The sequence below is a fragment of the Lelliottia sp. CFBP8978 genome (assembly GCF_034046055.2).
Lineage (GTDB): Bacteria > Pseudomonadota > Gammaproteobacteria > Enterobacterales > Enterobacteriaceae > Enterobacter.
Window position 1 is genome coordinate 2,648,832 of the sequence record NZ_CM188253.1, and the last position, 14,642, is coordinate 2,663,473.

The window sequence follows — 14,642 nt, forward strand, 5'->3', positions numbered from 1 at the left end:
TCAAAAAGTTACGAAAAAACAGCCCGCTTTCCTTTCAAAAACCCAGCCTATATTTTTGTAACAACAATTAACAGAAGCCAAACCAGCTATAAACAAATCAGGCATGTTAAATACATCATTGAGATAAAATTCATTTTTGTTTATCCGAATAAACATAGCCCCAAATTGGACAAAAAATAACCACTGCTATTTTTGCGCTGGCTTGTGCTATACTCCGCCGCCATAACTTTCATCGTCGCGTACAAGCGCAGTTTTGTAATGAGGAATATAAATGAGCACACCTGAATTCGCCACCGCAGAAAATAACCAGGAACTGGCGCAGGAAGTATCCTGTCTGAAGGCACTGCTGACGCTGATGCTTCAGGCTATGGGCCAGGCCGATGCGGGTCGTGTGATCATTAAGATGGAAAAACAAATCGCGCAGATGGAAGACCAGGCGCAGGCTGACGTATTTTCCGGCACAGTTAAGCAAATTAAACAGGCCTACCGTCAGTAAAAAAGAAACGGCTGAACGCATCGCCTTCAGCCGTTTTCGTGTCTGGCACGCAGAACAATGTTGTCGTCAGATGAATCCCGTCGCCGCCGCATAGCAGGCAATCTGCGTTTTGTTAGGCGCATTAAACTTCTTCTGCATATTCTTCTGATGAAAATTCACCGTATTCTCTGAGATCGAAAGAATAATCGCGATTTCAGCCGATGTTTTACCTTCTGCTGTCCATTTAAGAATTTCTTTCTCGCGCTTACTGAATTTCATCTCCGGTGGCATCACCATTTCATGCTCAAATCGCAGCAATGCCGTCAGCGCCATTTGCACTAGCATTTGCAGGCGTAACTCTATTTCTTCGCTGTTCATCATTTTGCCAAACTGGCTGGCACGGGAAACAGAAAGAAAACCTAACGCATGATTAGGCAACATCAAACACTGGGTAATTCCCTTGCGTATACCATGGTCGCGCGCGCCATCCCATAACGGTTGCGCTTCGGCAAATAAGGTATCCGTCCAGGGCAAATGTCCCTGAATGAAATTCTCACTTTTTAATACCGGATCAATGGCGAAATAATTCTCCGATTGATATTGCGCCATCCATTCAGCCGGGTAGCTGGAATGGACCGAAATTTTAGGACGTGTAAACGGAACCGGGTGACGAACACAGAGTGAGAAATAATCGAATTCCAGAGCCTGTGTTTGCTGCTGGAGTTCCTGATACACCTCGTCTGCTGTTCCCATTTCCTGGAACCGAAGGAAGCAATTCCGCCGCCATGTAAAAAAGTCTGTATCCCTCATACTTACTAAATGAAGCCCCTGATAAAGATAATCATTATTATGGTGAATATAACCTAACACATAAAACTTATTTATATATACAAAATATCGCCTCAAGTGAGAATAACTTTCGTTTGACTCCAGCATGAGTACTGCTTTTAGAATAAATAGCTTATGATTTTGCAACTTAAGGGAAATAATTTGCTCCAGATGACAATTCTGGAGCAAATTAGCTCGGACAGGCTATCGCGTCAGGAATTTTTCGAGGAACTGTTGTGTGCGCGGATGTTGTGGACTGGTAAACAGCGCTTTTGCGGGCCCCTGTTCCACAATACGCCCCTGGTCCATGAAGATCGCCCGGTCAGCCACATCCCGTGCAAACCCCATTTCATGCGTGACGATCACCAGCGTGCGCTTCTCCTGCGCGAGCTGGCGGATGGTATTCAGAACCTCTCCTACCAGTTCGGGATCGAGCGCCGACGTGGGTTCGTCAAACAGGATCACATCCGGGCGCATCGCCAGCGCACGGGCAATCGCCACCCGCTGCTGTTGTCCGCCCGACAGACGGCGAGGATAGCTGGTCTCCTTGCCGGAGAGCCCCACTTTAGCCAGCAGTTCGCGCGCACGCGCCGTCGCTTCCTCTTTCGGCTCACCTTTTACGATGACCGGCCCTTCAATAATATTTTCCAGCACCGTGCGATGCGGGAACAGATTAAAGCTCTGAAACACAAATCCCACATGCTGGCGCAGACGGCGAATCAGCCCTTTTTGCTGCCCGAGAGATTTTCCGGTATCAATGGTGATATCACCGACGCGGATGGTTCCGCCCTCCGGCTGCTCAAGTAAATTTATACTGCGCAGCAGCGTAGTCTTACCCGAACCGCTGGGCCCGATAATCGCGACCACTTCCCCCTCTTGCACCTCAAGATCAATTCCATGCAATACCGTTTGTCCGTGGAATTTCTTAACCAGGTTTTTGACGTCAATCGCACTCATTTTGGATCTCGCTCCTGGCGGTTAAGCTGGTTTTCAAAATAGTTCTGCAACGCCGACAGCACCGTGGCCATTACCCAGTAAATCAGCGATGCCGCCAGATACATGGTAAAGACCTCCAGGGTACGCGAGGTGATCAGCTGCGCCTGACGGAACAGTTCAGGCACCTGAATCGTTGCCGCGAGAGAAGTGTCTTTGACCAGACTGATAAAACTGTTGCTGAGCGGGGGTAACGCCACTCGCGCCGCCTGCGGAAGAATGGCGCGACGCAGCGTTTGCCATGGGGTCATCCCGATACTGGCGGCGGCTTCCCACTGACCTTTATCAATAGAGGAGATCGCCGCGCGCAGCGTCTCCGAAGTATAAGCCGCGGTGTTCAGGGAAAGACCAATCATCGCCGCCGGGATCGGATCAAGCTCGATGCCGAACTGCGGCAGACCGTAGTAGATCATAAAGAGCTGAGCGATCAGCGGCGTGCCGCGAAAAATGGAAATATAAAAACGCGCCAGCCAGCGTACCGGCAGAATTGGCGACATGCGCATTAACGCCAGCACAAAACCCAGCACCAGGCCAAAGAACATCCCCCCCAGACTGAGCTGGAGCGTAAACACTGCCCCCTTCAGCAGGTAGGGCAGTGAATCAATAACCAACTGAATACTTTCTTGCATTATGTTTTAGACCCGCAGTTTAGACATGAGGATGGTAGGCAAACAACGCAGGCGCTCCGCCGGTATGCACAAACAGTATCGGCCCTTCATCCTTAAAGCGTTTCTGCGTAATACCGTCGATCAGCCCCGCCATCGCCTTGCCGGTGTAAACCGGGTCCAACAGGATCCCTTCCAGACGAGCCAGCAGTTTTATCGCCTCCAGCCCTTCATCATTCGGCGTGCCGTATCCTGGCGCAAAATAGTCATCCCAGAGCAAAATATCGGCCTTCGCCTGAACCTCCAGCTGCTGCGCGACGGCCTGTTGCAGGGTGACGACTTTCGGCTTCTGATCCGCGATGCTGCGCGAAACAGTGACGCCAATGAGTTCCACCTCAGGCATAAGCTGCTCAAGCCCCACGGCCAGCCCGGCATGCGTTCCCGCACTCCCCGAGGCCACCACAACTGAGGATAAACTTACCGCGCCTTCACACTGCTGGGCGATCTCCAGCGCGCTTTCAACGTACCCCAGCGCGCCCAGCGCATTCGAGCCGCCGACCGGGATCACATACGGACGAAAACCCTGCGCTTCGACGCGAGTCGCCAGCTCTTCAAGCTGAGCTACGGGGTCGGTTAATGCATCACACATCTCAATCTGAACGTTAAACAGGTCCAGCAGCAGGCGATTGCCATTACTGAGATAGTTTTCGGCGCGAGTATCAATCGGGTTTTCCAGCAGCGCCACGCAGTTAAGTCCCAGCTTCGCTGCCACCGCCGCCGTCTGGCGCACGTGGTTAGACTGAATGGCTCCCGCCGTAATCAGGGTATCAGCCCCTTCGCGCAGCGCATCCGCCGCGAGAAACTCCAGCTTACGCAGCTTGTTCCCGCCCATCGCCACAGGCGTCACGTCGTCGCGTTTGATAAAGATGTCACGACCTAAATAGTCGGAAAAACGCGGCAAATACTCCAGCGGCGTCGGCGCGCCAATAAACTCGAGGCGCGGAAAACGCGTTAAATTTTGCAGTGACATGAAACCTCCGGTAACTCAGACTCAATTTGATATTTTTCATTATGCACGCAGACGCATAAGAAATAAAAAAGGCGCTTTTGAAAGCGCCTTTTTTTGCCGGGCAAAACTTATTGAGTGACGTCTGCGCCGAACCACTTCTCAGAGAGCGCTTTCAGCGTACCGTCTTTTTGCATCTCAGCGATGGCACCGTCGATAGCCTTGACCAGATCTTCGTTGTCCTTACGGATCGCCACACCCGCTTCCTGACGGGAGAACGCCTCACCGGCAACAGCCAGCGTATCTTTGGTTTTCTTCACCAGGTCCAGCGCGGCAAGGCGATCGACCAGGATGGCATCAATACGGCCAACGCGCAGATCCTGATATTTGGTCGGGTCATCATCATAAGTGCGGATATCCACGCCCTGCACGTTCTGGCGCAACCACTCTTCGTAGTTAGTGCCTAACCCGACGCCCACTTTTTTACCTTTCAGATCGGCAGCCGTTTTGATGGAGTCTTCATTACCTTTCTTCACCAGCGCCTGAATACCGGACACCGTATACGGCGTCGAGAAATCATATTTCTTCTTGCGCTCGTCAGAAATGGTGACCTGGTTGATCACTACGTCGATACGTTTGGAGTCAAGAGACGCCAGCATCCCGTCCCATTTGGTCGGTTTCAGCGAGGCCTTAACGCCCAGGTGCTTCGCCAGCTCCTCGGCAAACTCCACTTCGAAACCCGTCAGTTTGCCGTCATCTCCCTGGAAGCTGAACGGAGGATAGGTCCCTTCCAGCCCCACCAGCAGCGTGCCGCGCTCTTTGACTTTATTCAGCAAATTTTCAGCGGCGAACGTTTTCACGCTCATCCCTGCGACCAGCGCCACAGCCATGACGCCCATCAGTGCCTGACGACCCAGAAGTGCTAATTTCATAGTTACCCCGATAGAGTGATTTTTCGAGTAGTGTAAGGCTTTCGCCAGTGACGTCAAAGGCGACTGCGCTACATCTTATTCATTTTTAATATATATCAGAAGTCGTCCCGGCGTAGACTTTCTGCTTAATCACTCCTGGCATCTGCGCTTTATATTGCGCGTACTTGCGCAGCGCAATGCGATAGTTGTTGGTGCTGGTCGCAGGCAGCCACGGTTCCAGATTTTCATCCAGATAGCCGGTGCTCAGCAGATCGCGGGAAATATTTTGCACGGTAAGATGTTGCCCAAGACGACGCAGGCGCACGACATATTCGCGCACGGTGCCGTGACTCATCTCGGTTTGCTCAAACAAGAATTGTTTAAAGCCAATAATATCGAAGAAGTCGCTCTGCTCTTTGCAATGCAGATCGCCACAGAACCGGCACAAAGCCACCCATTCCTGCTGCTCTTCCTGCCACGCGGATTCATCCATCAGGGTGTCGAGACGGGAGATCGCAATCTTGTTCACGATTTCGCCACGGCGGACCAGGGTGATACGATCAAGTAACTTATTGCAATGGGCGCAATGGGTCTGGCTGTGTTTAAAGTCTTTCAGGTAGCGGCTTAGAGGCCGTCTTTTAGATTGCTGCACCGTCATGATAACTCCTGGTTGTCAATACGTTGTGCGGCACTTTTCGGGCGAATAAATCACCTATAACTTACCCAGCTTGGTACGTAAGCGTTTAATGGCCTGGCTGTGCAACTGGCTCACCCGTGACTCCCCTACTTCCAGAACCGCGCCGATCTCCTTAAGATTCAGCTCTTCCTGGTAATAAAGGGTTAACACCAATTGTTCACGTTCCGGTAAAGCTTCAATCGCTTCCATCACGCGCTGGCGTAAATTACCTTCCAGTAAATGGTGTAACGGGTTTTCTTGCTGGTTCTCATCGGTCACCAGCTCGATACTATCGCCATGCTCTTCACGCCACTCATCGTAAGAGAAGAGTTGGCTGTTATTGGTATCGAGCAACATCTGGCGATAATCTTCAACAGCAATACCCAGACGCTCCGCCACTTCAGTTTCCGTCGCGTTACGTCCCAGCTCCTGTTCCAGTTGTCCCATCGCATGCGCCACTTCGCGCGCGTTGCGGCGAACGCTGCGCGGCACCCAGTCGCGGCTACGCAGCTCGTCCAGCATCGCACCACGAATACGCTGTACTGCGTAAGTCGTAAATGCCGTTCCTTGCAGAGCGTCGTATCGGTCAACCGCATTCAATAACCCGATACCGCCCGCCTGTAGCAGGTCGTCCAGTTCCACACTCGCCGGCAATCGCACCTGGAGGCGCAATGCTTCGTGACGCACCAGCGGAACATAACGCTGCCACAGCGAGTGTTTATCCATTACACCTTCAGCGGTATAGAGTGAATTCACGATAAACAGCCCTGCGTTAATTGAGTTATCGGCATGATTATCCGATTCTGGAGGGCGTTCAATTGGATGAATAGTGGGTGAAATGTGGGGTTATTTGAAGGGTTATAAATGTTATGCATCAGCACAACATGAGTATCATTAGTGAAAATTCATAATATTTCCGTATTTATTCTGACGCCATTTGTATCGCTCGCCGAACTTTAACTGATAAACAAGGCTGTTACATAATGTTTCTTTTGTATTGAACTCATTTGTACTTTTAACCATTTCACATTTTTATCGAGGTAAAACCCACATTTTTTCAATCCGCTAATTAACGAGAAAAAATGATGGCTATTCTCTCCCTGACAAGCCCCCCTGCTGGTTTATATTGGGTTTTTAGCATCAATTCATTTCATGCCTCCTGGCAGTAATAAAGCAAAGTTGCGGTAAGGCTCTGGTACGTCTACGTTGAGGGAAAGATGAAACTAGCAATCTATGGCGCAGGTGGATTAGGCCGAGAAGTTCTTGAACTCGCACAGCACATAAACACTGCAGCGTCACGCTGGGAAGCAATATGTTTGATCGATGACACTCCCACGATCGATCAGTTAAAAGGCCATCCTGTCGTCACCCTGGATGCCCTCACACCGGCGCAATATGAAATTGTCATCGCCGTTGGTGAACCCTCGCTGCGCCACAAACTGGCACAAAAGGCACGTGATCGTGGCTTTAAGCTGGCGACATTAATCCATCCCGAAGCGCGTTTAAGCGCCGATAGCACGCCAGGAGAAGGGTGTGTAATTTGTTATGGCGTATATGTTTCGTGCGATACCTTAATGGGTTCCAACGTGCACCTTCAGCCCAACGCCAGTCTTGGACACGACTGTCATATTGGACAAGACACGGTCATTTCTTCTTATGCCAATCTGGCTGGCCATTGCAGCGTCGGTGAACGCGTCTTTATTGGCATGAACGCGATTATTCGGGAATCTACCTCCGTTGGTGACGACGCCATCATCAGCATGGGCGCTGCCGTTTTTAATGATGTCGCACCCGCAATGATTGTCATGGGCAACCCAGCGCGGGCAATCCGCCCCAACGTGGATAAAAAGATATTTAAATAGACCATAAAGACTGGCGCTCAAAATAGAGTCTTATTTTACCCACACTCGCGCCACTCTTTGAATTTACAAGTTAATGAAATTTCCTCGCCACTCTGGAGAAAAAAATGTCAAATTTGGAAACTTACAACCGCATATTCACCGAAACTTTTGAAGTGTCAGAAGATATTTTGGCTGACTACAAATATCAAGATACCCCATCCTGGGATTCTGTCGGTCATATGACAATGATTGCGTCACTTGAGGATGCATTTGACATCATGATGGACACCGATGACATCATCGAATTCGCATCATGGCAAAAAGGCAAAGAAATTCTGAAAAAATACGACGTAGAACTTCAGGATTGAGTGATGAAGCTCCACGGAAAAACGGCTGTTATCACAGGTTGTCTTCAGGGTATCGGTAAGGCGACGCTGGAAACTTTCGCCCGGTCTGGTGCGACAGTATTTGCTTGCTGCCAGGCACCCGATGCTGCGTTTACGGATTTCATTGCGGAACTCAACGATAAATATCAGGCAGAAATCATTCCTGTGTATTTCGATTTGCAGGATAACGATGCAATAAAGCAGGCTGCAATAGCTATCCAGAAGACTAAAAAAACAATTGATATACTGGTCAATATTGCTGGTGCTAATTTTGACGCTAATTTTCAGATGGTCACGCTCGATCAGCTGCAAAAAACATTCACTATCAATTTCTTCTCGCAAATCGCTTTTACGCAATATATTGCCCGCATCATGCTGCGACAGAAAAAAGGCAGCATTATCAATATTTCAAGCATCTCTGCACTTGACGGAAACCCAGGCCAACTTGCCTATGCCAGCGCCAAAGCGGCGTGGATTGCTGCGACCAAGACCATGTCCGCAGAGCTTGGCCCACAGGGGATACGCGTCAATGCTATCGCACCTGGTGTGATTAGCACAGCAATGACAGCTGCGCTTTCCGAAGACGTATTGGCACGCCAGATGGCACGTTGCGAATTAAGACGCCCTGGTCTGCCAGAAGAAGTGGCGAACACACTTTTGTGGCTGGCGTCCGATGCTTCCAGTTATACCACCGGACAGATAATCCGCGTTGATGGCGGAATGGGTTGAGGTAAGCAGATATGTTGATGCAGGGTAAAACCGTTTTAATTACTGGCTGCCGACGCGGCATGGGTTTCGCGATGGTCGAGGTTTTCGCCGCCAACGGCGCTAATATCTACGCCCATGCGCGTGAAGCCGACGAAGCCTTCATCGAGCAAATGGCGGCCATAGCCAAACGCCATCAGGTTGAGATCTGGCCAGTTTGTTTTGATATGACGGATTATGACGCAATGAAGTTGGCGATCAAAAAAATCATGTCTGACAAACGTCCACTGGACGCCGTCATCAACAATGCGGGGATTACATTAAACAGTCTGTTTCAGATGACCAGCGAAGCACAGCTACGTGCGCAGTTTGAGGTGAACTTCTTCGCAGTTTATCTTTTCAGCCAGTACATCGCCAAAATGATGGTTCGCCATCAGCGCGGCAGCATTATTAATATTGCCTCAACCGCAGGTGAAGATGGCAACCCAGGAAAATCCGCCTATGGCGCGTCAAAAGCTGCGCTCATTGCAATGACAAAATCCATTGCGGCAGAGCTGGGAGAAAAAGGTATTCGCGCCAACTGCATCGCACCCGGTATAACCGATACTGATATGTTGCTGACGATGCCTGAACACATCGTGGAAGCGGCAAAAAACAGCGCCGACCTACGCCGTGCAGGTACGCCTGCAGAGATCGCGGAAGCGGCATTGTTTCTTGCAAGCGATCTTTCAGCCTATATTACCGGACAGACGATCCGCGTTGATGGAGGATTGAAATGACGAGCATTCTTTTGGAAACAGAAAATGCGGCACGTCGAATCCGTCAACGAGTTTTGAGCGTGGCGCATCACGCTCCAGGCGACGGTGTTCATATCTCCCCCGCCCTTTCAATGGTCGATATTCTCAGCGTCCTTTACGGCGCGGTGATGCGTTATGACCCACAAGCGATTACGGATACCCAGCGTGATGTCTTTATTCTGAGTAAAGGACATGGTGCGCTGGGACTTTACGCAACTCTGTGCGAATTTGGCATCATGACCCCTGCCCAGCTTGATACCTTCGAACTGAACGGTTCTGTTCTGCAGGTGCATCCCACCAAACATCCGGAATATGGCATAGATTTCTCGGGTGGCAGTCTGGCACAGGGGCTCTCCTTTGCGACGGGTCTGGCGCTTGGCCGCCGTCTCAAGCACGAAGCATGGCACACCTATGTGCTGGTAGGTGATGGTGAATGTAATGAAGGGGCGATCTGGGAATGCGCCTTTATGGCAGCACATCACAAAGTGGATAACTTGACACTGATTGTCGATCGTAATGGTTTGCAATCTGACGGCCACACCGAAGATGTCATGCGCATGGATCTGGAGGCGCTCTGGCGTGCCTGCCACTGGGAAACCCTTGTCTGTGACGGACACGATCTTGACGCTCTGGCGAATGCTTTCGCCGCTCCGCATAACGGGAAACCGAAAGTGATTATCGCCAACACCGTCAAAGGTAAAGGCGTTTCCTTTATGGAAAATAATAAAGAGTTTCACCGCAATCGTATTTCTTCGCAGCAGTTGAGCGAGGCGCTGACAGAACTCAACGGGAGCACACCATGCTAGCATTTACACCCGCAGCTATCCGTTCATGGTCTATGCTCGGTTCGCGCGGTACATTTGGCATGACGCTACTCAGTCTCGCTCACACGCATGAAAGCATCGTGGCTCTCTCAGGCGATCTGTGTAAATCTTCTGGCCTGGACCGTTTTAACACGACCTGGCCCGAACGTTTCTTTAATGCCGGTATCGCCGAGCAGAATATGGTCGGAGTGGCAGCCGGACTTGCAGCCAGCGGCTTTGTGCCTTTTGTCACCTCGTTCCCCAACTTCCTTACCCTGCGCGCTGCAGAACAAGTTCGCCTGAATCTGGGCTACATGCAGGAAAACGTAAAGCTGGTTGGTCTGGCGTCAGGTCTGGCTACAGGCATGTTCGGCGCCACGCATCACGGTATCGAAGAGCTGGCCATGTTGCGCTCTGTTTCTAACATCACTATTTTTTCCCCTGCTGATTGCACAGCGACCGTGAAAATGACCCAGGCTGCTTTTGAACATGCAGGGCCGGTCTATTTAAGATTAACGGGGGGAATGCGCGCGCCGATTGTCTATAAAGAAGACTTTGAACTGGTGCCCGGTAAAGCCATTACCTTACGTGAAGGCAAGGATGTGGCCATTATCGCAACCGGAAGTATGGTTCACGTTGCCCTCACTGCTGCCGGTCATCTCGCAGACCACGGGGTAGATGCTGCGGTGATTGATATGCACACCCTTAAGCCACTTGATGAACAAACACTTGCACATCATTTAGATAAAAAATTGCTGGTGACGGCTGAAGAACACAGTACAACAGGCGGATTGGGCAGCGCCGTCGCAGAATATCTTGTCGGAGAGACAAGTCGACCAAAACTGCTGATGGTCGGTATTCCTCAGGGCTACCCACATGCCGGCGATTACGCATGGATGCTTGAGCAAAGTGGATTGACCGCCGAACACCTGACTCACCGCATACTGGGTGCGCTGTAAATCATGGCATTCTGGCACACTGAAAAAAAATCGCCTGACCACTTAGCGCTGGTGGATGCTGGTGGACTCACCCTGACGTGGGGTGAGCTTACCGACCGAATTCAGAAGCTGGGACAGTCGATCCCCCCTCGCGCCCTGGTCTTTATTTTTTGCAAAAACCAGTGTGAGTCTGTGATTGGCTACCTGGCATGCCTTAAGCAAAATGCGGTTGCGCTGATGCTGGACAGCGATCTTGACGAAACGCTGGTTAAGTCACTGATTGATACCTATCACCCGGGCTATTTATGGCGAGAGGATAACGGTACTTTCCGCCTGCATGAAACCCATTTGCCTCCCTTCCAACTGCACGACGATCTCGCGCTGCTGATGACCACCTCCGGATCGACCGGAAGCCCCAAACTGGTGCGCTTAAGTCAGCGCAATCTGGAGAGTAACGCGACGAGCATTGCGAACTACCTTTCCATTGACGCCAGCGAGCGGGGACTGGTCAGCCTGCCACTTAATTACGTGTATGGTTTATCGATCGTCAATAGTCACCTGAGCGCAGGCGCCACGTTACTACTGACAGGCGCCAGTGTGATGCAACGCGAGTTCTGGCAATTCGTCCGTAATGAAAGAGCTAACTCCATGGCCGGGGTCCCCTACACCTGGGAAATGCTCAAAAAATTACGTTTTATGCGTATGGATCTTCCTGATATGCGCACACTGACCCAGGCAGGAGGAAAACTGGCCCCTGCGCTGGTGAAAGAGTTTACCGATTTTGCTGAACAGCATGGAAAGCGGTTTATTGTGATGTACGGTGCTGCGGAAGCGACATCACGTATGGCCTGGCTTGCGCCAGAATTCGCTCAGAGCAAAAACGGTAGCATTGGTAACCCCATACCTGGCGGCACATTTTTGTTGCTCGATGCATACGGTCAGACAATCACCACACCTGATACAGAGGGTGAGTTGGTGTATCAGGGTGAAAATGTCGCGCTGGGCTACGCAGAAAGGGGGGAGGATCTTGCGTCAGGCGATACGTTCAACGGGACGTTGTACACCGGGGATATCGCGCGCGTGGATTGCGATGGCTTCTACACTATTGTCGGACGTAAAAAGCGCTTTTTGAAAATTTTTGGCAACCGTGTCGGACTGGACGAAATGGAAGGTTTGCTAAAATCAGGATTTCCCGATCTCATCTGCGCCTGCGACGGACGGGATGATCTACTCTGTATTTTCATTACCGATCCGGCTTTTGAAAGCGTCGTTAAGCAGTACGCGGCAGATAAAAGTCAGCTCAATCATTCCGCATTTTGCGTTATCACACTTGATGAAATCCCCAAAAACGCTGCTGGCAAGACCCTATACCACAGGCTGAAAGATTATGTCCCTTTCGTTTGAATCCATTCTGGTGCAGGCACCCTACTCGCTCGCCCGTGACGATAAGCACGCTATGCAACTGACCCGGCTGCGTGAACTCACAGAGCACCATTATGCCTCCTGCGAGCCCTATCGCCGTATGCTGGATGCTCAGTCATTTGTGCCTGCTACGCTCGATAATGTCGCTTCATTGCCGTTTTTGCCGGTTTCGCTTTTCAAGACATTGAAGCTGCAGAGTGTGCCGGACAGCGATATTGTGAAAACCATGACGTCCTCCGGTACGACCGGACAACAGGTTTCGCGCATTTATCTGGATAAAGCCACGGCGACACATCAGCAAAAAACGCTGGTGAAAATCGTCAGCCAGTTTACCGGTCACGGGCGTTTGCCGTTGTTAATTATCGATTCGCCGGACGTGCTAAAAGACCGACAACAATTTTCCGCCCGCGGTGCAGGAATTTTAGGATTCTCGCTTTTTGGCAGTGATCGGGCATGGGCCCTCGACGAGAACATGGCTCTCAACTTGCCGGTTATTGATGCATTTTTACAAAAGCATCAGGGAAAGCGGATCCTGCTATTCGGTTTCACTTTTATGGTCTGGCAGTATTTCTATCAGGCATTAAAAGCAAGCGGCCACCCTGTCGATCTTAGCAACGCTCTGTTAATCCACGGCGGCGGCTGGAAAAATCTGCAGGATAAAGCGGTTACCCCTGCGGTGTTTGCCAAAAAACTTCATGATATTTGTGCCCTGCCCGCAGTGCATGATTATTACGGCATGGTTGAACAAACCGGCTGTATTTATATGCAGTGTGAGCATGGACATCTGCACACGTCGATTTTCTCGGAAGTGATTGTCCGCGATCCGCGCGATTTCTCGATCGTCCCTCATGGCCAGCCGGGCATCATCCAGGTGTTATCCCTGCTGCCAGAATCCTATCCAGGACATTCACTTCTTACCGAAGATGAAGGTGTCATTCTGGGTGAGGATGATTGCCTTTGCGGGCGCAAAGGCAAATATTTCCGTGTGTCAGGAAGGCTGAAGAAAGCCGAATTAAGAGGGTGTAGCGATACCTATGCAGCACAGTTTTAACGGCCTCCGTTTTGTCCTTGGCGATGAAACCCTTTTACGCGGCATGCCTGCACTCAAGGCTCTGCCCCCTTTTGCCCCTGAAGTTATCGCTTTTCTTGACGCCTTCTCGCGCATGACGCTTGCCGACAGCGAAGCAAAAACCTGGCCCGATGTCATCACTCTGGGATTCTGGTGTCGTGGCGCGTCAATGGCCCGTATGCAGACTGAAAGAGCGCCTGCCGCGCATTGTTACGGACGCGGCGTAGTTTTTCATATCGCCCCGGGCAACGTGGCGGTCAATTTTGCTTATTCGCTCATCGTTGGTCTCATCACCGGTAATGCCAATATCGTTCGTTTACCCGGGCGAGATTACCCTCAGACGGCCATTATAGTGCGTCTGATAGAGAGCGTGCTGGAGCGTCACCCAGCATTACGTCCGCGGATAAACCTGGTACGTTATGGGCGCGAACAGCACATTAATGTTGCACTCTCCGCATTATGTGATACTCGCATCATCTGGGGTGGCGACGAGACCATCGCGCAATTGCGCCTGTCTCCGCTACCGCCGCGCGGCCTGGATATTGCTTTTGCCGATCGCTACTCCATCGCCATGATCAACGCCGACTATTATCTGGCCCATCCCGATAAAGCGCAGGTCGCACGCGCCTTTTACAATGATACTTTACTCAACGATCAGAATGCGTGTTCGTCGCCATCACTGCTTGTGTGGATGGGACACGACGTCCAACGTGGACGCGAAATTTTCTGGCAGAATTTTGAAACGCTCGCCGCAGAACGCTACACGCTCGAACCCGCCTCCGCAGTGAATAAACTGACTCAGCTGTGTTTATTGAGCGCCCGGTTTGAAGGGGTAAAAAAAGTCTCCGGGACACAAAATAGCGTGCTGCGTGTTGAATTGCCCGCACTGGAAGAAGATACGCTTAACTGGCGTGGCAACTGCGGGTTCTTTATGGAATATGTGGCGGACTCCCTTGACGAAATAACCCCCGTTTGTGGCTCACGCTGTCAGACACTGGCAACCTTCGGTATCCCTCCCGATGCGCTTGATGTCTGGCTTGCCAGCGCATTCAGAGGTATTGACCGTGTCGTCCCGTTTGGCCGGACGCTTGATTTTTCCCTGCAATGGGACGGCTATGATTTGGTCTCCATGTTGACGCGCGTGATGACTCGTGCCAGCAATTCATCCTTATAATCCCTTTAGCTGA

General features: G+C 51.0%; 18 protein-coding genes. 11 read left to right on the forward strand and 7 right to left on the reverse strand.

Going from position 1 to position 14,642, the window contains the following annotated elements:
• The first annotated feature begins 204 nt into the window (after positions 1-204).
• Both SOM82_RS12545 and SOM82_RS12550 read left to right on the forward strand, forming a co-directional pair.
• Positions 205-285, forward strand: a complete 81-nt coding sequence (locus SOM82_RS12545; RefSeq protein ID WP_422655530.1) for a hypothetical protein — start codon at positions 205-207, stop codon at positions 283-285.
• Positions 272-496 carry a DUF2594 family protein gene (locus tag SOM82_RS12550; RefSeq protein ID WP_154125828.1) on the forward strand — a complete coding sequence of 75 codons (225 nt, stop codon included), beginning with the start codon at positions 272-274 and terminating at the stop codon, positions 494-496. The genes SOM82_RS12545 and SOM82_RS12550 overlap by 14 nt, the downstream gene beginning before the upstream one ends.
• Before the next feature lie 66 nt (positions 497-562).
• On the opposite strand, the gene sdiA is transcribed toward SOM82_RS12550, so the two are convergent.
• From sdiA to SOM82_RS12585, 7 genes are all read right to left on the reverse strand, one after another.
• On the reverse strand, positions 563-1,285 hold the full coding sequence (gene sdiA / locus SOM82_RS12555; protein WP_154125960.1) for a quorum-sensing transcriptional regulator SdiA: 723 nt from the start codon (positions 1,283-1,285) through the stop codon (positions 563-565).
• A 222-nt stretch (positions 1,286-1,507) separates the two neighbouring features.
• Positions 1,508-2,260, reverse strand: coding sequence for an L-cystine ABC transporter ATP-binding protein TcyN (gene tcyN / locus SOM82_RS12560; RefSeq protein ID WP_154125829.1), 753 nt, complete (start codon positions 2,258-2,260; stop codon positions 1,508-1,510).
• Positions 2,257-2,925, reverse strand: a complete 669-nt coding sequence (gene tcyL / locus SOM82_RS12565; RefSeq protein ID WP_154125830.1) for a cystine ABC transporter permease — start codon at positions 2,923-2,925, stop codon at positions 2,257-2,259. The genes tcyN and tcyL overlap by 4 nt, the downstream gene beginning before the upstream one ends.
• 19 nt (positions 2,926-2,944) lie before the next feature.
• The gene (gene dcyD / locus SOM82_RS12570) at positions 2,945-3,931 is read right to left on the reverse strand and encodes a D-cysteine desulfhydrase (RefSeq protein WP_320461421.1); all 987 of its coding nucleotides are present in this window, start codon (positions 3,929-3,931) and stop codon (positions 2,945-2,947) included.
• A gap of 107 nt (positions 3,932-4,038) precedes the next feature.
• The gene (gene tcyJ, locus SOM82_RS12575; protein WP_154125832.1) at positions 4,039-4,839 is read right to left on the reverse strand and encodes a cystine ABC transporter substrate-binding protein; all 801 of its coding nucleotides are present in this window, start codon (positions 4,837-4,839) and stop codon (positions 4,039-4,041) included.
• A gap of 85 nt (positions 4,840-4,924) precedes the next feature.
• Positions 4,925-5,476 (reverse strand): flagella biosynthesis regulatory protein FliZ, encoded by a 552-nt coding sequence (fliZ, locus tag SOM82_RS12580; protein WP_154125833.1) that lies wholly within the window; start codon positions 5,474-5,476, stop codon positions 4,925-4,927.
• Positions 5,477-5,530: 54 nt separating this feature from the next.
• The gene (locus SOM82_RS12585) at positions 5,531-6,250 is read right to left on the reverse strand and encodes an RNA polymerase sigma factor FliA (RefSeq protein WP_320461422.1); all 720 of its coding nucleotides are present in this window, start codon (positions 6,248-6,250) and stop codon (positions 5,531-5,533) included.
• A gap of 461 nt (positions 6,251-6,711) precedes the next feature.
• Here SOM82_RS12585 and SOM82_RS12590 point away from each other — a divergent pair, with 461 nt between their 5' ends.
• From SOM82_RS12590 to SOM82_RS12630, 9 genes are all read left to right on the forward strand, one after another.
• A complete protein-coding gene (locus SOM82_RS12590) occupies positions 6,712-7,356 on the forward strand; it encodes an acetyltransferase (RefSeq protein ID WP_320461423.1) in 645 nt (214 codons plus the stop codon).
• Between the two features lie 104 nt (positions 7,357-7,460).
• Positions 7,461-7,703, forward strand: a complete 243-nt coding sequence (locus SOM82_RS12595; RefSeq protein WP_320461424.1) for an acyl carrier protein — start codon at positions 7,461-7,463, stop codon at positions 7,701-7,703.
• A 3-nt stretch (positions 7,704-7,706) separates the two neighbouring features.
• Positions 7,707-8,450, forward strand: a complete 744-nt coding sequence (locus SOM82_RS12600) for an SDR family NAD(P)-dependent oxidoreductase (RefSeq protein WP_320461425.1) — start codon at positions 7,707-7,709, stop codon at positions 8,448-8,450.
• Between the two features lie 11 nt (positions 8,451-8,461).
• Positions 8,462-9,205, forward strand: a complete 744-nt coding sequence (locus tag SOM82_RS12605; protein WP_320461426.1) for an SDR family NAD(P)-dependent oxidoreductase — start codon at positions 8,462-8,464, stop codon at positions 9,203-9,205.
• Positions 9,202-10,029, forward strand: a complete 828-nt coding sequence (locus SOM82_RS12610) for a transketolase (RefSeq protein WP_320461427.1) — start codon at positions 9,202-9,204, stop codon at positions 10,027-10,029. Before SOM82_RS12605 ends, SOM82_RS12610 begins: the two co-directional genes overlap by 4 nt.
• Positions 10,023-10,985, forward strand: coding sequence for a transketolase family protein (locus tag SOM82_RS12615; RefSeq protein WP_320461428.1), 963 nt, complete (start codon positions 10,023-10,025; stop codon positions 10,983-10,985). The genes SOM82_RS12610 and SOM82_RS12615 overlap by 7 nt, the downstream gene beginning before the upstream one ends.
• A 3-nt stretch (positions 10,986-10,988) precedes the next feature.
• Entirely contained in the window at positions 10,989-12,368 is a 1,380-nt protein-coding gene (locus SOM82_RS12620; RefSeq protein ID WP_320461429.1) for an AMP-binding protein, read from the forward strand.
• Positions 12,352-13,437 carry a LuxE/PaaK family acyltransferase gene (locus SOM82_RS12625; protein ID WP_320461430.1) on the forward strand — a complete coding sequence of 362 codons (1,086 nt, stop codon included), beginning with the start codon at positions 12,352-12,354 and terminating at the stop codon, positions 13,435-13,437. The genes SOM82_RS12620 and SOM82_RS12625 overlap by 17 nt, the downstream gene beginning before the upstream one ends.
• Positions 13,421-14,629 carry an acyl-CoA reductase gene (locus SOM82_RS12630; RefSeq protein ID WP_320461431.1) on the forward strand — a complete coding sequence of 403 codons (1,209 nt, stop codon included), beginning with the start codon at positions 13,421-13,423 and terminating at the stop codon, positions 14,627-14,629. The genes SOM82_RS12625 and SOM82_RS12630 overlap by 17 nt, the downstream gene beginning before the upstream one ends.
• The last annotated feature ends 13 nt before the right edge of the window (positions 14,630-14,642 follow it).